This window comes from Nonomuraea ferruginea, from assembly GCF_039540635.1.
GTDB classification, from domain to species: domain Bacteria; phylum Actinomycetota; class Actinomycetes; order Streptosporangiales; family Streptosporangiaceae; genus Nonomuraea; species Nonomuraea ferruginea.
The window spans coordinates 237,532-257,673 of record NZ_BAABFD010000011.1 but is presented as its reverse complement, the minus strand read 5'-3'; the positions used below and the strand labels follow the sequence as shown (position 1 = coordinate 257,673).

At 72.5% G+C, this 20,142-nt stretch carries 22 protein-coding genes and 1 riboswitch; of the genes, 10 read left to right on the top strand and 12 right to left on the bottom strand.

The features are described from left to right. Positions 1–55: 55 nt before the first annotated feature. The gene (trhA, locus tag ABD999_RS22085; RefSeq protein WP_219543798.1) at positions 56–700 is read right to left on the bottom strand and encodes a PAQR family membrane homeostasis protein TrhA; all 645 of its coding nucleotides are present in this window, start codon (positions 698–700) and stop codon (positions 56–58) included. 20 nt (positions 701–720) lie between these two features. Next, complete coding sequence (locus ABD999_RS22080) at positions 721–2,199, bottom strand: penicillin-binding transpeptidase domain-containing protein (RefSeq protein WP_271277175.1); 1,479 nt, start codon at positions 2,197–2,199, stop codon at positions 721–723. An 82-nt stretch (positions 2,200–2,281) separates the two neighbouring features. Here ABD999_RS22080 and ABD999_RS22075 point away from each other — a divergent pair, with 82 nt between their 5' ends. After that, positions 2,282–3,139 (top strand): spermidine synthase, encoded by an 858-nt coding sequence (locus ABD999_RS22075; RefSeq protein ID WP_333485716.1) that lies wholly within the window; start codon positions 2,282–2,284, stop codon positions 3,137–3,139. Here ABD999_RS22075 and ABD999_RS22070 read toward each other — a convergent pair. From ABD999_RS22070 to ABD999_RS22060, 3 genes are read right to left on the bottom strand one after another with little or no spacing between them, the layout of a single operon-like run. Further along, complete coding sequence (locus tag ABD999_RS22070; protein ID WP_148029628.1) at positions 3,124–3,792, bottom strand: response regulator transcription factor; 669 nt, start codon at positions 3,790–3,792, stop codon at positions 3,124–3,126. The genes ABD999_RS22075 and ABD999_RS22070 overlap by 16 nt on opposite strands. Continuing rightward, positions 3,785–5,497: a sensor histidine kinase gene (locus ABD999_RS22065; protein WP_271277176.1), complete on the bottom strand. Its 1,713-nt coding sequence runs from the start codon at positions 5,495–5,497 to the stop codon at positions 3,785–3,787. Before ABD999_RS22065 ends, ABD999_RS22070 begins: the two co-directional genes overlap by 8 nt. A gap of 12 nt (positions 5,498–5,509) precedes the next feature. Next, positions 5,510–5,638, bottom strand: a complete 129-nt coding sequence (locus ABD999_RS22060; protein WP_261808346.1) for a hypothetical protein — start codon at positions 5,636–5,638, stop codon at positions 5,510–5,512. A 16-nt stretch (positions 5,639–5,654) separates the two neighbouring features. Between ABD999_RS22060 and ABD999_RS22055 the strand changes: the two genes are divergently transcribed. Further along, the gene (locus ABD999_RS22055) at positions 5,655–7,169 is read left to right on the top strand and encodes a serine hydrolase (protein ID WP_271277177.1); all 1,515 of its coding nucleotides are present in this window, start codon (positions 5,655–5,657) and stop codon (positions 7,167–7,169) included. Here the strand turns inward: ABD999_RS22055 and ABD999_RS22050 are convergent. Beyond that, on the bottom strand, positions 7,166–7,705 hold the full coding sequence (locus ABD999_RS22050) for a superoxide dismutase family protein (protein ID WP_271277178.1): 540 nt from the start codon (positions 7,703–7,705) through the stop codon (positions 7,166–7,168). The two genes, ABD999_RS22055 and ABD999_RS22050, sit on opposite strands and share 4 nt — an antisense overlap. A gap of 170 nt (positions 7,706–7,875) precedes the next feature. Here ABD999_RS22050 and ABD999_RS22045 point away from each other — a divergent pair, with 170 nt between their 5' ends. Beyond that, the gene (locus ABD999_RS22045) at positions 7,876–9,114 is read left to right on the top strand and encodes an alkyl sulfatase dimerization domain-containing protein (RefSeq protein WP_271277179.1); all 1,239 of its coding nucleotides are present in this window, start codon (positions 7,876–7,878) and stop codon (positions 9,112–9,114) included. A gap of 4 nt (positions 9,115–9,118) precedes the next feature. Here the strand turns inward: ABD999_RS22045 and ABD999_RS22040 are convergent, their stop codons facing one another. After that, complete coding sequence (locus ABD999_RS22040) at positions 9,119–10,333, bottom strand: aminotransferase class III-fold pyridoxal phosphate-dependent enzyme (protein ID WP_271277180.1); 1,215 nt, start codon at positions 10,331–10,333, stop codon at positions 9,119–9,121. Between the two features lie 20 nt (positions 10,334–10,353). Next, the gene (locus ABD999_RS22035; RefSeq protein ID WP_271277181.1) at positions 10,354–11,271 is read right to left on the bottom strand and encodes a carbohydrate kinase family protein; all 918 of its coding nucleotides are present in this window, start codon (positions 11,269–11,271) and stop codon (positions 10,354–10,356) included. Positions 11,272–11,339: 68 nt separating this feature from the next. Here ABD999_RS22035 and ABD999_RS22030 point away from each other — a divergent pair, with 68 nt between their 5' ends. Next, positions 11,340–11,924 (top strand): TetR/AcrR family transcriptional regulator, encoded by a 585-nt coding sequence (locus ABD999_RS22030; RefSeq protein ID WP_271277182.1) that lies wholly within the window; start codon positions 11,340–11,342, stop codon positions 11,922–11,924. A 39-nt stretch (positions 11,925–11,963) separates the two neighbouring features. Beyond that, complete coding sequence (locus ABD999_RS22025; RefSeq protein ID WP_271277183.1) at positions 11,964–12,596, top strand: class II aldolase/adducin family protein; 633 nt, start codon at positions 11,964–11,966, stop codon at positions 12,594–12,596. Here ABD999_RS22025 and ABD999_RS22020 read toward each other — a convergent pair. Continuing rightward, the gene (locus ABD999_RS22020; protein ID WP_219543788.1) at positions 12,568–14,145 is read right to left on the bottom strand and encodes a DUF885 domain-containing protein; all 1,578 of its coding nucleotides are present in this window, start codon (positions 14,143–14,145) and stop codon (positions 12,568–12,570) included. The genes ABD999_RS22025 and ABD999_RS22020 overlap by 29 nt on opposite strands. A gap of 22 nt (positions 14,146–14,167) precedes the next feature. Here ABD999_RS22020 and ABD999_RS22015 point away from each other — a divergent pair, with 22 nt between their 5' ends. The 5 genes from ABD999_RS22015 (at position 14,168) to ABD999_RS21995 (ending at position 17,548) form a co-directional block, all read left to right on the top strand. Further along, positions 14,168–15,397, top strand: a complete 1,230-nt coding sequence (locus ABD999_RS22015; protein WP_271277184.1) for a DUF4032 domain-containing protein — start codon at positions 14,168–14,170, stop codon at positions 15,395–15,397. 171 nt (positions 15,398–15,568) lie between these two features. Next, positions 15,569–15,946 (top strand): roadblock/LC7 domain-containing protein, encoded by a 378-nt coding sequence (locus ABD999_RS22010; protein ID WP_271277185.1) that lies wholly within the window; start codon positions 15,569–15,571, stop codon positions 15,944–15,946. A gap of 3 nt (positions 15,947–15,949) precedes the next feature. Further along, entirely contained in the window at positions 15,950–16,750 is an 801-nt protein-coding gene (locus ABD999_RS22005) for a hypothetical protein (RefSeq protein WP_271277186.1), read from the top strand. A 29-nt stretch (positions 16,751–16,779) separates the two neighbouring features. Then, positions 16,780–17,154, top strand: coding sequence for a roadblock/LC7 domain-containing protein (locus ABD999_RS22000; protein WP_148029615.1), 375 nt, complete (start codon positions 16,780–16,782; stop codon positions 17,152–17,154). Between the two features lie 22 nt (positions 17,155–17,176). Beyond that, entirely contained in the window at positions 17,177–17,548 is a 372-nt protein-coding gene (locus tag ABD999_RS21995; RefSeq protein WP_271277187.1) for a hypothetical protein, read from the top strand. A gap of 126 nt (positions 17,549–17,674) precedes the next feature. On the opposite strand, the gene ABD999_RS21990 is transcribed toward ABD999_RS21995, so the two are convergent. The 3 genes from ABD999_RS21990 to ABD999_RS21980 form a co-directional block, all read right to left on the bottom strand. Beyond that, entirely contained in the window at positions 17,675–18,538 is an 864-nt protein-coding gene (locus tag ABD999_RS21990) for an alpha/beta fold hydrolase (protein WP_271277188.1), read from the bottom strand. Positions 18,539–18,576: 38 nt separating this feature from the next. After that, entirely contained in the window at positions 18,577–19,410 is an 834-nt protein-coding gene (locus ABD999_RS21985; protein ID WP_345482855.1) for a hypothetical protein, read from the bottom strand. A gap of 185 nt (positions 19,411–19,595) precedes the next feature. Then, positions 19,596–19,733: riboswitch (cyclic di-AMP (ydaO/yuaA leader) on the bottom strand. A gap of 154 nt (positions 19,734–19,887) precedes the next feature. Beyond that, a complete protein-coding gene (locus tag ABD999_RS21980) occupies positions 19,888–20,088 on the bottom strand; it encodes a DUF5302 domain-containing protein (RefSeq protein WP_148029613.1) in 201 nt (66 codons plus the stop codon). Positions 20,089–20,142: the final 54 nt, after the last annotated feature.

The following is a 20,142-nucleotide window of genomic DNA, read 5'->3' as shown; positions in this document are numbered from 1 at the left end:
CCTGATGTCCGCGCGAGCCGTCGGGGCACCCCTCGGCATGGTCAAGAATGGGCGATCATTGGGAGTAGACCACGATCGACACCGCGACGTACTGCACCAGGTAGGCGGCCAGGGTGAAGGCGTGGAACACCTCGTGGTAGCCGAACCAGCGGGGCGAGGGATCCGGCCGGCGCAGCCCGTACACGACGGCGCCGGCGCTGTAGAAGACGCCGCCGACGGCGACCAGCACCACGGCGGCCACCCCGGCGCCCCGCAGGAGCTGCGGCATCACGAAGATCGCGGTCCAGCCGAGCGCGAGATACAGGACGGTGTAGAGCCAGCGCGGCGCGCCCATCCACAGCACCCTGAACAGCACGCCCGCGAGCGCCCCGCCCCAGGTGACGGCGAGCACGGCGATGCGCGCGGCGCCGTCGAGCGCGAGCAGCGCGAACGGCGTGTACGTGCCCGCGATGATCAGGTAGATGTTGGCGTGGTCGAACCGGCGCAGCCACTCGGCGAGCCTGGGGCCGAGCGTGCCGCGGTGATAGGTGGCCGAGATGCCGAAGAGCAGCCCTGAAGTGATCGCGTAGACGGCCGAGGCGAGGCGGGCCTGGAGGGTCGGGCCGAGCGCCACGAGCACGATGCCCGCGATCATAGTCACGGGCAACGCTCCCGCGTGCAACCACCCCCGCAGAATGGGCTTAACGGAGATCGTCGTCATATAACCTACGGTACCGTAGGTTAGAGTCCGTTCAAGAAGCGGGCGGCGATCGGCACCGCCGCCGACCGGCCCGAGCCGCCGTGCCTGACGAAGACGGAGAAGGCCAGGTCGCCGCGGTAACCGATGAACCACGCGTGCGGGGCGCCGTCCACGACCTCGGCGGTGCCGGTCTTGCCCGACAGGTCACCGGGCAGCCCCGCGCCGCCGGCCGTGCCGTGGTCCACGACCGCGCGCATCATCGCGCGCAGCCCGGCCACCACCCCCTGGTCCAGCTCCACGGGGTCGGGCGCGGGGCCGTCGATGCGGGTGGCCTCCTTCTCCGGCACCAGCCTGGGCGCCCGCCAGGTGCCGCTCTGCACCGCGGCGGCGACCGTCGCCATGCAGAGCGGGCTGGCCGTGACCGAGCCCTGCCCGATGGCGTCGGCGGCGCGCTGGTCGGGCCCGTCCGCCTCCTGGATCGAGCCGCAGAAGCCGCCCGCGCCGGTCGGCAGCGCCCGCCCGAAGCCCCACCGGGAGGCCGTCTCCGGCAGGTCGGCCACGTCCAGCCGGGCGAGCGACTGCTCGACGAACGTGGTGTTGCAGGAGTACGCGAACGCGTCGGTGAAGGAGACGGCGCCGCGCGCCACCTCGCCGTCGTTGCGGAGGGTGCGATGGCCGGGGATCGTGTACGTGCCGGGACACGCCACCTGGTCACCCGGGCCGAGCCCCGACTCCAGCAGCGCCGCGGCCGTGATGACCTTGAAGGTGGAGCCGGGCGGGAACACGTCCTTCAACGCGCTGAAGCCGCTCTTCAGCCGGTCGGCCACCGCGAGGATGTCGCCGCTGCTGGGCTGGATCGCCACGATGGCCGCGTCGGAGCTCGCGTCGAGCGCCCGCGCGGCCGCCGCCTGCACCGAGCGCGACAGCGTGGTCCGCTGGCGCCGGGTCTCCGGCCGCGCGCTCAGCAGTTCCCGGTCCGGCTTCCCCGGCGCCTTGGCCACCAGCACCCAGCCCACCGGTTCGCCCTCCTCCCGGTCGTCGCGCAGCGGCCGCAGGTGGGCGTCGGCGTAGCTGTTGTGCGGGATCTTGTCGCCCTCCCTGGTGACCTGCTCGGCCGGGGAGCCGAACAGCTCGACGAGCTCGATCGTGCCGCCGTCCTTGAGCAGCGGATGCAGGGTCTCGGGCTGCCAGAGGACCTTCCACTGCCGGTCGCGCACCGCCAGCCTGAGCGTGCCGTCGAACGGCCACTCGCCCAGCTCCTCCAGCTCCCTGACCCCGGTGAACGTCACCTCGGCCGTCTCCTCGCCGGTGCGCTCGACGTCCCCGGGCTCCAGCCGCAGCCGCTCGACGCCGAGGGCGCCGCCCATCGCCTCGTGCCACTGCCTGAAGTCGCCGGGAGGCCGGTCCACCAGCCGCGACATGGCGACCACGTCGCCGTCCCGCCAGGCCTGGAAGTACGCGGCCGAGGTGTCGGCGGCGCTGCCCTCGACGCCGCCGGCGGCCGAGACCGCGAAAGCCACCGCGGCGATAACGGCCACAACTGCGCCTACGACCACAATCAGCCTGCGCTGTCGCATACGGTTCTCCCAGGAGGAGATGAACGTGGCACGTGGACAGAGGGAACCGATGCCCGGCCAGTACCCGGTGACCTTCGGCGAGGTGGAGCTGCTCCGGGACCTGGACAGGCAGGACGGCTGGGTGCTGTCCAAGGATGGCGTACCTCAGTCCTATGTGGACCTACAAGACCCGACATTTCTGGAATTCGAATACGTCCGCCTCATGGCCGACGTCATCGACCTGCTCGACGAGGGCCCGCTGAGCTGCGTGCACGTGGGCGGCGGCGCCTGCACGATCCCCCGCTACGTCGCCGCCACCCGGCCGGGCTCCCGGCACATCGTGATCGAGCCCGACGGCCTCCTGGTCAACCTGGTGCGCGAGCAGCTCGACCTGCGCTCGGTGCCCAAGCTCAAAATGATCATCGCGGGCGGCCGGGAGGGCACCGCCAAGGTCTGGGACTCCTCGGCCGACCTCGTGGTGCTGGACGCGTTCACCGGCGCCACCATGCCGGTGGAGCTGGCCACGGTGGAGTATCTCGGCGACGTCGCCCGCGTCCTGCGCCCCTCTGGCACGCTGCTGATCAACCTGGCCGACGGCAAGGGCCTGGCCTTCGCCAGGCGCCTGCTCGCCACCGTCACCGGCGCCTTCCGCCACGTCGCCCTGCTGGCCGAGCCCGGGGTGATGCGCGGGCGCCGGTTCGGCAACCTGATCGTCGCCGCCTCGCGCGCCGAGCTGCCGCTCGACCCGCTCACCCGCCGCGCCGCCGGCGGCCTCACCCAGGCCAGATGCGTGTACGGGGAAGCGCTGGAGAACTTCGTCGCCGGAGCCGCCCCGATCAAGGACGGCGACGCGGTGCTCGCACCGGTGCCGCCGCCCGCGGTGTTCGGTCAGGGCCTCAGGTAGGCGAGCACGGCCGCCACCCTGCGGTGCACGTCGGCGCTGGCCTCCAGGCCGAGCTTGGTGAAGATGGAGTTGACGTTCTTCTCCACCGACGACACCGACAGGTGCAGGGCCCTGGCGATGGCGCCGTTGGAGCGGCCGTGGGCCATCTCGCGGAGCACGTCGCGCTCGCGCGGGGTGAGCGACTCCGGCTCACCGCGCAGGTCGTGTCTCGCCATCAGGCCCTCGACTACCTTCGGGTCGATGACCGAACCCCCGGAGGCCACCGCCCTGATCGCGCCGAGCAGCTCGTCCAGGTCGCCGACCCGGTCCTTCAGCAGGTAGGCGAAGCCCTCGGTGCCGTGCTTGAACAGCTCCAGCGCGGACAGCGCGTCGGAGTACTGCGACAGCACCACGATGCCGACCCCCGGGTGCGCCGCCCGCACCGCGTGCGCGGCGTCGATGCCCTCGAAGCCCTGCCGCCAGTCGCCGCCGGGCATCCTGATGTCGGTGACCACCACGTCGGGCCGCAGCCTGCGCACCGCGTCGAGCAGCTCGTCGGCGTCGCCGACCGCGCTGACGACGGTGACCCCGCCGGACGTCTCCAGCAGCTGCCGGGTGCCCTCGCGCACCAGGTAGTGGTCGTCGGCCAGGACCGTCCTGATCGCGTCACCCATCGACCGGCACCCACGCGTCCACCCGTGTCCCCTCTCCGCGCCCGCTCTCGACCCGCAGCCCGCCGCCCAGCGCGTCGAGCCGGTCGGCCAGCGTGGCGAGCACGCCGGGCCGCGCCTCGAACCCCGTGCCGTCGTCGGTCACCGTGACGCCGAGCCGCCCCTCCTCCCGGGACAGCCGCACCTCTATCCTGGCCGCCCCCGCGTGCTTGAGCGCGTTGGCGACGGCCTCGCTCACCGTGAAGTACATCGCGCCCTCGACCTCGTCGGGGAACCTCTCGGCCCGCAGCTCCCGGCCGGCGAGCACCTGGACGGGCACCGGCAGCCGGGCGCAGCGCTCCTCGACGGCCTCCACCAGGCCGCCCTGGCTGAGCGCCGACGGGTGGATGCCCGCCGCGAGCTCGCGCAGGTCGGCGAGGGTCTGGCGGGCCTGCTCGCGAAGGTTCCCGAGCGTCCCGGTGCCGCCGCCGGTGGCGCGGGCCAGCTCGATGCCGGCGATGAGGGCGACGAGCTGTTGCTGCACGCCGTCGTGGATGTTGCGCTCGATGCGCCGCCGCTCGGCCTCCTGCGCGTTGACCAGGCGGGTGGCCAGTCCGGCGCTCTGGATGGCCAGCCCGGCGGGTACGGCCAGCGCCTCCAGGAAACGCCGGTCCTCGCCGGACAGGCGGCCGTGGGCACGCGGGCCGCACTCGATCCGCCCCTGCCCGCCGAGCACGGGCAGGGTGATCGCCGCGGGACCGTCCTCCGGCCCGGAGACCACCCGGCGGCCGTCGGCGAGCGTGACGGCGGCCCAGCGGGTCTCCAGGCCGGTGCGCACGGCCATGGCCAGTCTGCCGAGCTGCTCGACGGGCTCCCGGCTGTCCTCCAGCTCCGGGCCGAGGCTGGACAGCACCTCCTGCACGGTCGGCCGCACGTCGAACACCAGGAGCAGCCGCGAGCCGCGCAGGCCGACGCGGAGGTCGAGCAGGCGGTGGCGGACGACCGCGACCACGATCGCGCCGGGCAGCGCCCCCAGCATGGCCAGCGCCCCGGCCACGCCGACGACCGGCAGGGCGATCCCTCCGAAGAGGAAGAAGTACGCCAGCAGCACTCCCACCTGGGTGGCCGTGGTCCCGGCGACCATCCAGCCGTACTGCGAGCGTTCCGGCGGACGGCTGCGGCGCCAGCGCAGCACGAGCCCTCCGAGGACCACCCAGCCGGAGACCCAGACGGTGAGCTGGCCGACGGTGGCGGCGAGAACGCCGGTCAGTTGCACGGGATCGGTCACGTCCGGAGACCCGCCGAGGAAGAGGGGCGCCATCAGCACCCCCGCGGCGTGCACGGCGGCGGCGACGCCCGCGCCCCAGGCGACGGGACGCCAGCGGCGCGAGGGCAGCCTGCCCTCGGGGAACAGCAGCGGGACGTACACCCAGGTCAGCGCGTAGAAGACGACCATCGCGACCATCGAAGGGGCCGCGAGCCCGGGCACGCGGCCGACCAGGCCGACGCCGAAGATGCCGGCGCCGAAGCACACCGCGGCGGCCAGCAGCAGCCGGCCGTACGGCACGTCCGGCCGGCGGGCGGCCAGCAGCCAGCCCAGCACCGGCAGGACCAGCCCGACGGCGACGAACGCCACGTGCCAGACCGTGAAGCCCTCCAGGAGCGACCCGCCCACCAGCCCCGCGGCCGCGATCAGGGCCATCAGCCCGGCCACCAGATTCGTACGCATCGCCCCTCATCGTCACAAAGGCAGCTGACCTGCGTCCATGAGGTTGACCGCACAGTCGGTGCGGCCATCCCCACCCCGCGGGACGGTGGCCTGCCCGGTGGGCGCGGCGGCGCCGCCCGGCTTGGCTGGGGGCACGTCCACGCGAGGAGGATCTTTCATGAGAAGGCGCGTATCACTCCTGGCGGCCGCCTGCGCCGTCAGCCTGACGGCGTGCGCCGCACCGGTCGCCACCGCCGCGGCGGTCCCACCGGTCGCCACTGCCGCGAGCGAGACCGCCGCCACCCACCAGCCGGGGGTCGCGAGAACCGAGGCCGCCACCGGACAAGGCGGGGCCGCGGCGACCGGGAGCGTCGCCACCGGCCAGCCTGGGGTCGCGAGGCCGGGGACCGCCGCGACGGCGACCGCGACGCCTGCGGCCACGTCTACGGCGCCGCCCGTCGAGATCCCGGACACGCCTCTGGGCGACGCGCTGCGCTGGGTGCTGGACGCCTCCACCAGGGCGCCGGTCGGGGAGAGCGAGCTGAGGACGCGCATCGCCCCCGAGTTCCTCGCGGCGGTCCCGGCCGAGCAGTTCGACGCGGTGCTGACCGCGTACCCGGACCTGAGCCTGCGGGCGGTGAGCGTGGCGCACGCCGCCGCGCTCGTGGCGGGCGTGGAGTCGGGCGGCAAGCGGTTCCTGCTGGAGTTGTCGGTCGACGGCGCGGGGTTGATCAACGGGATGCGGCTCACCGAGGCGCCCGCCCCGCAGCCCGCGCCGAAGAGCTGGAAGGAGCTGGAGCGGCGGCTGCGCGCCGTCGCGCCGCGGGCCGGGTTCGTCGCGGCGCGGGTCGACGGCCGCGCCTGCCGCACCGTACGCGGCGTCGCGGCGGACGTGCGCCGCCCGCTCGGCTCGATGTTCAAGCTGTACGTGCTCGGCACGGTCGCCGGGCAGATCAAGAAGGGCGCCTACGGCTGGGACACCGAGCTGACGATCACGGCGGACGTGAAGAGCCTGCCGACCGGGCAGCTCCAGGACCGCCCCGACGGGAGCCGGGTGACCGTGCTGGAGGCCGCCAGGCTGATGATCTCCATCAGCGACAACACCGCCACCGACCTGCTCATCCGCAAGGCGGGACGCGAGGCGGTGGAGCGCACCATGCGTTCCTGGACGAAGGGCCACGACCGGCGCAACACGCCGCTGCTGACCACGAGGGAGCTGTTCGTGCTCAAGGGCGCCCGCTACCCGGAGCTGGCCGAGCGCTACCTGTCGATGAACACCCGGGACAGGCGCGACTATCTGGCGAAGGTCGTGGCGAAGGTGCCGCTCTCGGACATCCGTCCGTGGACCCACCCGCGCGAGCTCGACACGATCGAGTGGTACGCGTCACCGGAGGACGTCTGCCGCGCCCACGCCGCGCTCTCCGGGCTGGGCGACGAGCGGGTGGACGAGATCATGTCGGCGAACGACGCGGGGCTCGGGCTGCCGCCGGACCGGTGGCGGTCGGTGTGGTTCAAGGGCGGCTCCGAGCCCGGGGTGTATGACATGGGGTTCCGCGCCCGTACCACCGGCGGCAGGACGTACGCCGTGACCCTGATGGGTGTCAATCCGGACGCGCCGTTCGACGACGGGAAGACCGGCCAGGAGTTCCTGGCGCTGGCGCGGGGCGCCTTCGCGCTGGCGGCGCGGGGCTAGCTGATCGTCAGGCAGGCGATCCGGTCACCGGCGTTGCCCGCGTCGGGGCCGGTCGCCGTGGTCTCCTTGGAGTGCAGCACCAGGGAGCGGGGCGGCGTGGCCGGGTCGAAGCCCCACGGGTGGCGGGCGGTGGCCCGGCCGGCGCCGGTGGCGTCGGTCTTGAGGTCGAGCCAGATCTCGTTGTCGGCGCTGGCCGGGCCGGGCCGGTGCTGGTAGTGCGGGCCCGCGTCGGCGCCGGTCTTGCCGCACGGCTTCGTGTGCAGGTGGGCGCCGTAGCCACGACTCGGCCGGAAGCCCTCGACCACCAGAGAGGTGATCGTCTGGCCGCCGGACGACTCGGCGGTGACGCTGGCCTGGGCGCCTTCGGGCGCCAGCTTCCGGTCATAGGCGATCGCGGAGGCGCCGGCGACGGTGAACTCGCCGCTGCCGTTGAGCGTGGTGGCCGGCTGGCCTTCCGTGTGGGCGAGCTGCGGCGGGCTGGCGCCGCAACCGGCCGCGAGCAGGGCGAGCAGGATGACGGGCAGGCGTGTGGGCATGCCCCACTCATATCAGTAACCGAGCGACTACGCATCGTGTTTGAAGATTCGTGTCCCACTTCAGCGAACCGGCGCTCAGCCCCGCCCGCCAAGAGGTCGCGATCGAATCGAGACGTGACCTTGCCGTGCCCCTCTTGCCTAGAACCGAATTCTAGAAGCAGAGTGGGACCATGATGGAGGAGTACGCGGACCGCGTGTGGCGTGGGGAGACCGGCGACAGCATCGCGGATCCCGGGTTGTCCGGCAGGGGTGTGATGACCGTCGCCGACGGCCTGGGGTGGTGGCCCGGATTCGGCAACGTGATCGCGTTCGAGACGGAGGGGCACCTGGCGCTCTGGGACACCAGCAGCCCGTTCTCGGCGGGCAAGCTGTACGAGGACGTGCGGGGATGGACCCGGGCGCCGCTGACGGCCGCGTTCTACTCGCACGGCCACATCGACCACGTCTTCGGCACCGGGCCGTTCGAGGAGTCCGGGCCCCGGGCGACGGTGTACGCGCACGAGGCCGTGGTGCCGCGGTTCCAGCGCTACCTGCTGACCAGCGGCTACAACGCGGTGATCAACCAGCGGCAGTTCCAGCTCCCCGGCCTCCAGTGGCCCTCGGAGTACCGCCACCCCGACGTCACCTACCGGGACGCGCTCACCGTCAGGCTCGGCGGGCTGACCTTCGACCTGTTCCACGCCAAGGGCGAGACCGACGACGCCACGGTCGCGTACGTGCCCGAGCACCGGCTGCTCCTGCCCGGCGACCTGTTCATCTGGGTCACCCCCAACTGCGGCAACCCGCAGAAGGCGCAGCGCTACCCGCGCGAGTGGGTGCACGCCCTGCGCCGGATGGCCGCGCTCGACGCCGAGATCATGCTGCCCAGCCACGGCGCCCCGATCTTCGGCCGCGACCGCATCCGGCAGGCGCTGCTGGAGACGGCCGAGTGGCTGGAGTCGCTGGTCACCCAGACGCTCGGCCTGCTCAACGCGGGCGCCCGGCTGGACGAGATCGTGCACGCCGTCCGGCCGCCCGGCCACCTGGCCGACCGGCCCTACCTGCGGGCCCGTTACGACGAGCCGGAGTTCGTGGTGCGCAACCTCTGGCGGCTCTACGGCGGCTGGTACGACGGCAACCCGGCCAACCTCAAGCCCGCTCCCGACGCGGTGCTCGCCCGGGCCGTGGCGGACCTGGCGGGCGGCGCCGGGAAGCTCGCGGACGCCGCCGTGAAGGCGCTGGCGGACGGCGACGAGCGGCTCGCCGGCCACTTCGCCGAGATGGCCGCGCTCGCCGCTCCTGACGACCCGGGCGTCCACCGGGTCCGCGCCGACGTCTTCGCCGCCCGCGCCGCCCGCGAGGCGTCCCTCATGGCCAAGGGTGTCTTCACCTGGGCCGCCTCCGAGTCGGCGGAGCGGGCCGGCTCCTGACCGGTCAGCCGAAGTGCGACCGGGTCTCGGCGAAGGCCCGGTCGGTGCCCTCCAGCGCGAGGGCCACGTCCTGCTCCGTGTGGGCCGCCGACATGAACCAGTTGTGCCAGGGGTGCAGGTAGACGCCGTGCCGCAGGCAGGCGTCGCTCCAGTGCAGGGCGACCGACAGGTCCGCGTCGCCGTCGAAGCTGAGCCACGGGATCGTCACCGGGCCGGTCTGGTTCACCACGAAGCCGTGCGCCTTGGCCTGCGCGTACAGGCCCTCCCTGAGCTGGGTGCCGGCGCGCTCCATCGCCGCGATGCCGTCGGTGTCGCGCAGGGTCTCGATGGTCGCCTTGGCCGCCGCCATGGCGACCGCGGAGAACCAGAACGACCCGGTCGTGTAGAGCGTCTGGGCCGCGCCCCGCAGCGCGTCGACGCCGGTGAGGGCGGCGATCGGGTAGCCGTTGGCCATGGCCTTGGACCAGGCCGTCAGATCCGGCCGCACCCCGTACCGCTCCCACGACCCGCGCAGGTCGATCCGGAACCCGGCGCGCACGTCGTCGATCACCAGCGCCGCGCCGAGCCGGTCGGCCAGCGCCCGCGCGCCCCGCGCGAAGGCGGGCTCGACCAGGGCCTGGTCCTCGAACGAGTCGTGCTTGAACGGCGTCACGATGATCGCCGCCACGTCGTCGCCCGCGCTCGCGGCGGCGGCCTCCAGCGACTCCAGGGAGTTGTAGTCGAACTCGACCAGGTCGGCCCGCTCGTTCGGGGTGGTGCCGGCGGTGGAGGGCGTGCACCACGGGTCGGCCCCGTGGTAGGCGCCGTGCGCGCGGAGCACCTTGGTGCGGCCGGTGGCGGCGCGGGCGACCATGAGCGCCTGGGTGGTGGCGTCGGTGCCGTTCTTGGAGAACATCGCCCAGTCGGCGCTCGGGATCGTGTCCACCAGCAGCTCGGCCAGCTCCACCATGATCGGGCCGGGGCCGTTGAGGCAGTCGCCGAGAGCGGCCTGCCGGGTGGCGGCCTCCTCCACCCGGGGGTGGCGGTGGCCCAGCACGACCGGCCCCCAGCTGCACATGAAGTCGATGTACGCGCGACCGTCCGCGTCCCACTGCCGGCAGCCTTCGGCCCGCTCGAAGAACTGCGGGTAGCCGGGGGCGAAGATGGCCGCGTTGAGGTGCCCGTACATGCCGCCGGGGACGACCTTGGCGGCCCGCGCGCGGAGTTCGGCGTCTGTCATCGGAGACTCCTAAGGGGTGGTCAGTCGAGGAGGGCCAGCACGGCGTCGAGGTCCGTGAGCCCGGCGTCGGAGCCGAGCCCGGTGGCCACCAGGGAGGCGGCGGCGGTGCCCCAGCGGGCGGCGGTGGGCACGTCCTCGCCGTGCAGCAGGCCGGTGACGAACCCGGCGCAGTACGCGTCGCCGCAGCCGGTGGTGTCGGCCACCTCCGTCTTGACGGCCGGGACCCGTTCGGCGCCCGCGCCGGTCACCACGAGGCTGCCCGCCTCGCCCAGCGTGACGAGCACGCCGCGCGGCCCCTCGGCCAGCAGCGCCCCGGCGGCCTCCCGCACGTCGTCGGCGCCCGCCATCAGCCGGGCCTGGCTCTCGTTCGGCAGCACGTAGTCGACGTGCGGCAGGAACGCCCGCGCCAGGCCGAGCAGGTCCGGCATCTCCGACAGCAGGTCCATGGTGACCACCGTGCCGGCGGCCCTGACCTCGTCGAGCAGCGCGAAGAAGGCGGGGTCGGCGAGCGCGAAGGTGACGTCCACGCCGCCCAGGTGGATCGCCCGCGCCCCGCGCAGCAGATCGGTGTCGAGGTCGGCGGGCGTGACGCCGAGGTTCGCGCCGGGGACGTGGAAGCTGGGGCGCCCGCCGTCCGGCCGGATCGGCAGGATCGAGGCGGCGGTGCGCTCCCCCGCCCGGCGGACCAGCCGGGAGACGTCCACGCCGTGCTTGGCCAGCACCGCGACGAGGAAGTCGCCGAGCTCGTCGTCGCCGGCGGCGCCCATGGTGACGACCTCGTTGCCCAGCTTGACCAGGTCGACGGCGGTGCCGGCGGCGGAGCCCGCGGCGGTGAGCCGGATCTCGTCGACGAGCACGGTGTCCTGCCCGTCGGGGATGTGCGAGACGGGCCTGGCGAGGATGTCGACGATGTGCACGCCGACGGTGACGACGGTCATGGTTTAAATAGACAGACGTCCGACTAAAAAGTCAATATGCTGGAGCGGACACGGAAGGGGGCATGCCGATGCCGAAGATCGTGGACCACGACGAGCGCAGGCGCGAGGTGCTGTCAGCCGCCCGCCGGGTGATCGTCAGAGACGGCATCGACGCCGCCACCACCCGCGCCATCGCCAAGGAGGCCGGCTACTCCAACGGTGTCCTGGCCCACTACTTCACCGACAAGGACGAGATCCTGCTGTCGGCGCTGAGCCAGTCCCACGAGCGCATCCGCGACCGGCTCACCCGCAAGGTCGAGGGCGTCTCGGGGCTGGCCGCGCTGCGCGAGCTGCTCCTCGACAACCTGCCGCTCGACGCCGAGCGCACCCAGGAGACCCGCCTGGAGGTGAGCTTCTGGAGCCGCAGCCTGGCCTCCGAGCGGCTGGCCGAGGTGCAGCGGTCGGAGGCGGCCGAGCTGCGCGCCGCCGTGCGCGACCTGCTCGGCCAGGCGAGCGCCGCGGGTGAGCTGACCACCGGGCAGAACCTCGACGACGTCACGGAGCACCTGCTCGCCCTGGTCGACGGCCTGAGCCTGCACCTGCTGCTCTATCCGGACCGGCTGCGCCGGGTCGACCTCGAACGACTCCTGCTCCAGCACCTCGACGGGCTCTGATTCGTTGCCGCATTTCGGACGACCGACTACATTGCCGCCATGAGCCTCCGCGAGCAGTTGTGCGCGTACGGCAGGCGCGCCGTCGAGCTGGGCCTGGTCATCGGGACGTCGGGCAACCTGAGCGTGCGCGAGGGCGACCGGGTGGCGGTGACCCCCTCCGGGGTGGCGCTCGACCGGCTGACCCCGGATTCGTGCCCGGTCGTGGACCTCGACGGCCACCTCCTGGAAGGTGACGCGCAGCCGTCCTCGGAGACGCCGATGCACCTGGCGATCTACCGCACCACCGACGCGCGCGCGGTGGTCCACACCCACTCGGTGTTCGGCGCGGTCGTGGCCACCACGAAGACCGAGCTGCCGCCGATCCACTACAACGCGCTGATGCTGGGCGGGGTGGTCAAGGTCGCCGAGTACGCCACGTACGGCACCGACGAGCTGGCCGCGAACGTGCGGGCGGCGCTGGAGGGCAAGCGGGCGGCGCTGATGGCCAACCACGGCGGGGTGACCATCGGCGCCACGCTGGAGGAGGCGTTCGAGGCCACCCGGCTGCTGGAGTGGCTGTGCGAGGTGTACGTGCGCGCGCTGGGCGTGGGCGAGCCGGCCGTGCTCACCGACGAGCAGCTCGCCGCCGTGGTCGAGCGCGCGCTCAGCCCGCCGGAGTTCCCCCGCCGTTGAGCGCCCGCTCGGCGAGCCCGGTCGGCAGCCCGCCGGAGCCGGCGATCCGGTCGTGGAAGGACTTCAGCGAGCCGGTGTACGACGCGCGGATCCGCTCGATCTCGATGGCGCCGGTGAGGTACGAGGGCGCCTGGGTGGGCCAGGCGCAGTAGCGGCTGACCTCGCCCTGCGCGGTGCCGGGCGACAGCGACGCCTTGGTGGCCATGAACGTCTCGGCCTCCTCGGTCGTCATGTCCCCGCAGTGCAGCGCGGTGTCCACGACGATGCGGGCCGCCCGGAAGATCCGGAAGTCCAGGTGGGCCAGCTCGGTGGCGGGCGTGCCGAAGTAGCCCTGCTCGTGCAGGAGCTTCTCCACGTACAGGCCCCAGCCCTCGGTGAAGTACGGGGTGCGGAACACCTTGCGCACCGGGTGCGGGTTGGCGGCCAGGGTCGCCAGGTGCCAGTGGTGGCCGGGGTAGGCCTCGTGGACCGCGATCGACGGCATCTGCGCCCGGCTGTTGGTGCGCAGCCGCTGCCGCACCTGCTCGGGCGTGAAGTGGTCGGGGGTGTACGGCACGAAGAACACGCCGGTGCGCGAGCTGCTGAGCGGCGGCGGCGCCAGGTAGTGGGCCACCGCCACGACGGGCCGGCTGTAGACCGCCGACGGCAGCACCAGGCACTCCTCGCCCTCGGGGAACGTCACCAGGTCCCGCTCGCGGACGAACTCCCTGGCCCGCCGGGTCTCGGCCTCGTACTCGGCCCGCATCCCCTCCAGCGTGCCGGGGTGGTCGTCCATGAGCGTCTCCATGGCGGCCCGCCAGTCGGGCGAGCCGCTCACCCGTACCGCGACCTCGCGCATCCGCCCGTCCAGCTCGTCCCAGGCGGCCCGGCCCTTCTCGTGCAGCTCGGCGGCGCCGTACCCGAGCAGTTCGCGCTCGCGCAGCAGGCGCGAGTAGAGCCGCTCGCCCATCCGCCAGGTGCCGCCGCACCGGAATCCGTCCAGGAACGCGACCAGTTCGTCGAACGCGGCGGCGGCCGGCTCGGCGGCCTCGGCGAGCCGGGCCCGCAGGTCCGGGTCGCCGACCATGCCGGGGACGGTCTCGGTGAGGAAGGCGCGCCCGGTGCGCGCCTGGCCGAGCCCGCGCCGCACGATCAGCGGCGCGGCCAGCTCGGGGTCGAGGTTGGCGCGGCAGGCGGCCAGCACGCCGGGCACCTCGGCCAGCCGGGAGATCGCGGCGGCCACCAGCTCGGGCTCCGGCCTGAGCCGGTGCTGGAACGGCGTGAACAGGGCCGTGAAGACGGCCGACAGGTAGACGGCCGGGTCGCGCCGCCAGTCGGGCCACTCCGCCAGCGCGACCGCGCCGCGGAGCTGGGAGATCACGAGGTCACGGTCGATCGGGTCGCCCGTCTCGCCGGCCTCCAGCCGCGCCAGCCACCGGGCCTCCTCGCGCTCGCGCTCGGCGAACGCGGCGGCGGAGAAGTCGCCGAGCGTGTGGTCGTAGCCCTCGGCGCCCAAGGTGCTCGCCAGGACCGGACGCCGGGAAAAGTACCACCTGAGAAACTCGTCCACCGATGCACCATATCCTTGGCGAATGCCCCTTCAGATCACCGGCGCGTTAGGCGATCCCGACCTGATCCGGCTCCCCTGGGAGCTGCCGCTCGCGGAGTGGCCCCAGCACCACCTCGTCGACCTGCCGCGCGGCATCTCGCGGCACGTCGTGCGGTTCGCCCGGCTGGGCGGCAAGGTCTACGCGATCAAGGAAATCAGCGAGCGGTACGCCAGGCGCGAGTACCAGCTCCTGTGGGACCTGGCCAGGCTGGACGCGCCCGCCGTGGAGCCGGTCGCCTACGTCACCGGCCGCGAGGAGGGGCTGGACGCGGCGCTGATCACCCGGCACCTGCAGTTCTCGCTCCCGTACCGGGCCGTGATGTCCGGGACGCTGCGCCCCGACACGCTCACCCGGCTGATGGACGCGCTGGTCGTGCTGCTGGTGCGGCTGCATCTCACCGGGTTCTACTGGGGCGACTGCTCGCTGTCGAACACGCTGTTCAGGCGCGACGCGGGGGCGTTCGCCGCCTACCTGGTCGACGCCGAGACCGGCGAGATGCACCCGATGCTCAGCGACGGGCAGCGGCTCGGCGACATCGACGCGGCGCACCTGAACATCTTCGGGGAGATGCTCGACCTGGAGGCCGGCGGCCTGCTCCATCCGTCGATCGACCCGATGGACACCGCCGAGGACATCGTCAGCCGCTACCACCGGCTGTGGGCCGAGCTGACCCAGGACGAGATCATCGAGGAGGTCGACTGGCACCGGGTGGAGCAGCGGATCCGGCGGCTGAACCTGCTCGGGTTCGACGTGGCCGAGATGATGGTGCGGCGCAAGGTCGGCACCGGCCGGCTGATCGTCCGCCCCAAGGTGGTCGACTCCGGGCACCACCAGCGCCGCCTGCTGCGGCTGACCGGCCTGGACGCGGAGGAGAACCAGGCCAGGCGGCTGCTCAACGACCTCGACGGGTTCCGGGTCGCCGTGGGGCTGCGGCACGAGGACGAGGCGATCGTGGCGCACCGCTGGCTGGCCGAGGTGTTCCAGCCGACGATCGCGGCCATCCCGGCCGGGCTGCGCGGCAAGCTGGAGGCTCCGCAGCTGTTCCACGAGATCCTCGACCACCGGTGGTACCTGTCGGAGGCGGCCGGGAGCGATGTGGGGCTGGCCGCGGCGGTCACGTCGTACGTGGACAAGGTGCTGGTCTTCAAGCCCGACGAGAAGGCGCTCCTTCCGGACGAGGCGACGGAACCGAATGCGAATAACCTTCCCTGAGGCCTTTGTCATTTCCTCATAAATCGCTGGATTATCCCTCTCAGTAGGGTTTTTCTTCGCCTCAGCCGTAGACAACTTCATCTCGGTACGGCTCACGTTATCGCCGTTCATTTCCGTCTCTTCTGGCATCCCTAAGCTGTCCGCGTCCGCATGACGGCGAGGGAGGCCACCGTGCTCGCACTCGACAGCTGCCTGACCGAAGTCATGGCCATACCGGGAGCGCTCGACGCGATGCTCGTGGATCACACGAGCGGCATGGCCGTGTCCTTCAGCGGGCAACCCCGCGGCGTGGACGCCGACAAGGCGGCCGCGGCGCTGACCGAGATGCTGCGGGCCAGCATGGACGGGCTCTCGCGGGCCTGTCCCGGCGACACCGTGCGCATCGGCGACCTGCTGATCAGCACCGACCAGGGACACCACCTGATCAGACTGATGGACACCCTGTTCGAGGGGCCGCTGGTGATCTACGTGCGCCTCGACATGGAGCGGTCGAACATCGCGCTGGCCCGCCACCGGCTGCGCGCCATCTCCGAGCAGCTGCTGGCGTGACCGATGCCGTCGCTGGACACGCTCCTGGCCGGCCTCGCCAAGGAACGGGCCACCGGTGCGCTGCGGGTGGGCCGCGCCGGCACCGTCTACCTCGACGACGGCCGCATCACGTACATGACCTGCGCGCAGGTGCCCGGCGCCGAGCGGCTGCTCGCGGCCGGTGGCCGGGTGCCGGAGTCGGCGCTGCGCAGGCTGCAGGCCGACGGCGGCGCCGAGCGCCTGCTGGAGGAAGGCCGGGTCACGCTCGGCGAGCTGCAGTACTGCGTGCTCGGCGCGGTGCTGGACGCGGCGTTCTTCCTGCTGCCGGTGACCGGCGCCCGGCCGAGGTTCCGGCCCGGCGAGGGGCACTGGCTCGGCGGGCGCTGGTACTTCGACGTGCCCGGCCTGGTGCGCGAGTGCGCGCGCCGCCGGGCACGGCTCGCCGAGACGTGGCCGCGGGCCGACCTGGACACCTCCCCCGTACGCGCCGCGCCGCGGATGCCCGGGCAGAGCGTGACGCTCAGCGACGTGCAGTGGGAGGTGGCGATCGGGGCCGACGGCGAGGCCACTCCCCTGGAGCTGGCCAAGCGGCTGGGCCGGTCCGGTTACGCGGTCCTGCTGGCGGTGCGCAGGCTGGCGGCGGCGGGCCTGATCGTCGCGGCCGAGGGGGCGGAGCCGCTGCCCAGGCGGGTCAAGCGGCTCGACGTCGCCCGGCACAGGGCGGACGCCACCGCCGGCGGCCCGCTCGGCCCGGTCGTCACCGGGGACCCCACGGACATCGAGCTGCTGCTGCGGCTCAGGAAGGCGTTGGAGGAGCTGACGTGAGGTTCCCCTCACGCAGGAGGAGGCCATCTGTGGAACTGCGTCAAGAGGTGCTCAAGGAGATGGTTCTCCTGCGCGAACGGACGGCCGACGTCAAAGGGAGCGTGGCCTCCACCATCGACGGGCTGACGATCGCCTGCGACCTGGCGGAGGACAGCAGCGAGCACGTGTCCGCGCTGGCCGCGGCGCTGCTCGCGATGAGCCGGCGCATGATGATCCTGGCCGGGCGGGGCGACCTGGAGGAGACGCTCGTCTCCGGCAGCGCGGGCCACGCCGCGTTCTACGCCGCCGGCCCCACTGTCGTCCTCACAGTCCTGGCTGAGCCCGGCGCCAACCTCGGGCTGCTCCGGCTGGAGGGGCGCAAGACCGCCGCCGCGGTGGCGGCGGTGGCAGCAGGCAAGAAGTGACCATTCCTGATCGGAGGAAAGCATGGCCAGCATGGACATCTCTCTCAAGGAGATGATGGCGATCGACGGCTCCATCGGCGCCGCCATCGTGGACCACGGCAGCGGCATGGCGCTCGGCGCCCTGGGCGGGTCCAAGGACCTGGACCTCCAGGTCGCGGCGGCCGGCAACACCGAGGTCGTCAAGGCGAAGCTCCGGACGATGGACTCGCTCGGGCTCAACGACGCCATCGAGGACATCCTCATCACGCTCGGCGGCCAGTACCACATCATCCGGCCGATCTCCGGGCGCGGCGGCAAGGGCCTGTTCCTCTACCTGGCCCTGGACCGCGGCCGGGCCAACCTCGCCCTGGCCAGGCACCATCTCAAGGGCATCGAGGAGAAGCTGGAGGTCTGACCCCTCCCCCGAGAACCCGGCGGCACGCGTCCGGGCGCGGCGAGCGCGTGCCGCCGCCGGGGCGCATCTCGCGAGCGGCAGCCTCCCGGCGCTTCGCGAGGTGCGCCCCTTCCACCTGTCCCGGGATCAGCGGGCCGGGCCCGCGTGACCGGCGGTGAGCTTGGTGACGGCCTCGACGAGTTCCGGCCAGAGTGCCCGCGGGAGGTCGTGCCCCATGCCGGGGAAGACCTTGAGCTCGGCGCCCGGGATGGCCGCCGCCGTGGCCTGCCCGCCGGAGAGCGGGACGAGCTGGTCGTCGGCTCCGTGGATGACCAGCGCCGGGACGTTGAGCCGGGTGAGGGCCTCGGTCCTGTCGGGCGACGCCATGATGGCGGCGAGCTGCCGGGCGAACCCCGCCGGGTCGTGGCCGCGGTCGAACGCCTGCCCGGCCAGCCGCTGGACACGCTCGCGGTCGAGCTCGTACCCCGGGGAGCCGATGACCGACCAGGTCGCCAGCGCCTGGGTCATGGCCTCCTCCCGGGTGGTCACCGGCTTGGCGAACAGGACCGACCGGGCGCTCTCGCTCGGCGGGGCGACCGCGCCACCGGGGGTCGACATGATCGAGATGAGGGTGAGCACCCGCTCGGGGTGCCGGATGGCGAGCGACTGGGCGATCATGCCGCCCATCGAGGCGCCCATCACGTGCGCGGCCGGCCAGCCGAGGGCGTCCATCAGCCCGGCGGTGTCCGCGGCCATGTCGTCCAGCAGGTAGGGCGCCGGCTTGCCCGGTGCGGGCGCGCCCGCCTCGTGGAGGTGGGTGGACATCCCGGCGTCGCGGTTGTCGAACCTGACGACATGGTGCCCCTGCTCGGCGAGCTGCTCGCACAGCTCGTCGTCCCAGTGAATGAGCTGGGCGCCCAGCCCCATGATCAGCAGGAGCGGGCGCCCGTCGGGAGAGCCGAAGCTTTCGTACGCGATGTCGATTCCATGAGCCGATGCGGTCGAGGTCACGGCTCTAGAATGACATTCTAATCGTGGTGACGCAAAGGTCAGCGGCGCACGAGCTTGCGGATGCGCTCGCGGCCCAGCACCAGGCCGCCGCCGACGAGGATCACGCCGCCGGCCACGGCGGCACCCGCAACGTTGCTCCGCTCGGTGGCCGCGGCCGCCTCGGCGCCCCCGGCGGCGGGCTGCGGCTCGGCCGGGGCCTTCACGAGGTTCACCGGGTCGGCCTTCACGGGGCTGGTCTTCACGGGCTCGGCCTTGTCGCTGCCGGACTGGCCCGCGACGGCCTTCTCCTCGTCCTTCTTGTCCGCCTTGTCCCCTGCCAGGACCGGCGGGGCGGCCGGGTTGCGGTCCATGCGCTTGTAGGCGCCCTCGGAGAAGGCGACCGGGTGGTTCTTCAGGCCCAGGCCGTCGCCCCACTTGGTGATGACGTACTCGACCTCGATGTGGCCCTTGCCGCCGTTGCCGTCCACCATGAGCGTGCGCGGGTTGAACTTCCCGCCGGTCAGGTCGGCGAAGGTCTTGCCGTCCAGGTCGAGCATGATGCCCTTGCTGGACGGGACGCCCGGGCCGCGGTCGCCGACGAAGAACGGCGCCTTCTTGCCCTTGTAGATGACGTAGCCCTCGGTCAGCAGCGGCCAGCTGGGGCTGGCGGCCATGCCTTTCTGCATGGGCTTGCCGCTGGCCGGCAGGCCGGTGTCACCCGCGCGGCCGGAGCCGTCGTCCCAGAAGTAGGAGGCCGTGGTCTCGCCCTGGAGCAGGACCTTCTCCGTGCCCTTGTCGGTGTCGGCGTGAGCGGCGGCGCCGGAGCCGAGCGCCAGCGTGCCGGCGGCGGCGACGATCGCGGCGATGGAACGCATGCTGAAACGAGCAGACATGAAAAACAGAAGTCCTTTGTGAGGCAACAGCAAAGATGCGCTCGCGGAACGACGTAGCCGGGCATCAAGCCGTACGGACGCTACGGTGGGAGCGCGAAAGGAAGATCAGGAAATGGTGCCGCTCAATCGGCGGCCGATGACATCCCGCGGTAGGGGGGACGGGCGCGGTGATTCATCACAGGAAAACGTCCTCTCCATCTCGCCTACCGGGTTAGCTGACGGGTTCGGACGTGGAGATGCCCTACCGGCCGCATGGGCCGGATTCACCCCAGAAGGTGGGTCCCCGGTTCCCGCGGGGGAGCGGGATTCGGCGCCAGGCAGCCGCCTCTTCCTGGTGAAGAGCCAAGGTCACTGCCTGGTAACGCCGACCAATCTAGCGAGCAAATCGGACAAACGCAAAGGTAAGCCCATGATTCGGGCGAAGATCTACCTAGAAAAAGGGGGTACGGCATGCCGTACCCCCTTTTACACCCAGATTCAGCCGCCGCTCTTGCGCCTGAAGGACCGCTTGCCGGCAGCCGGGCCGTGGGCTCCGTGGATCTTGGAATGGTCGGCGCCCCTACCACTGCCGCCAGATCCCGCCTGCTGGCCGCGCTTGCGCTCCAGTGCCTCACGGAACTTGCGCTTCATCTCGTCCTCGGGAGTCTCGTCGACTTCCGGCTCCGGGGTTTCCGCCATGAGGGCCTCCTGATGTGCGTACAGCCTCCAGCTTCGCACGCAGGCCTTGACAGC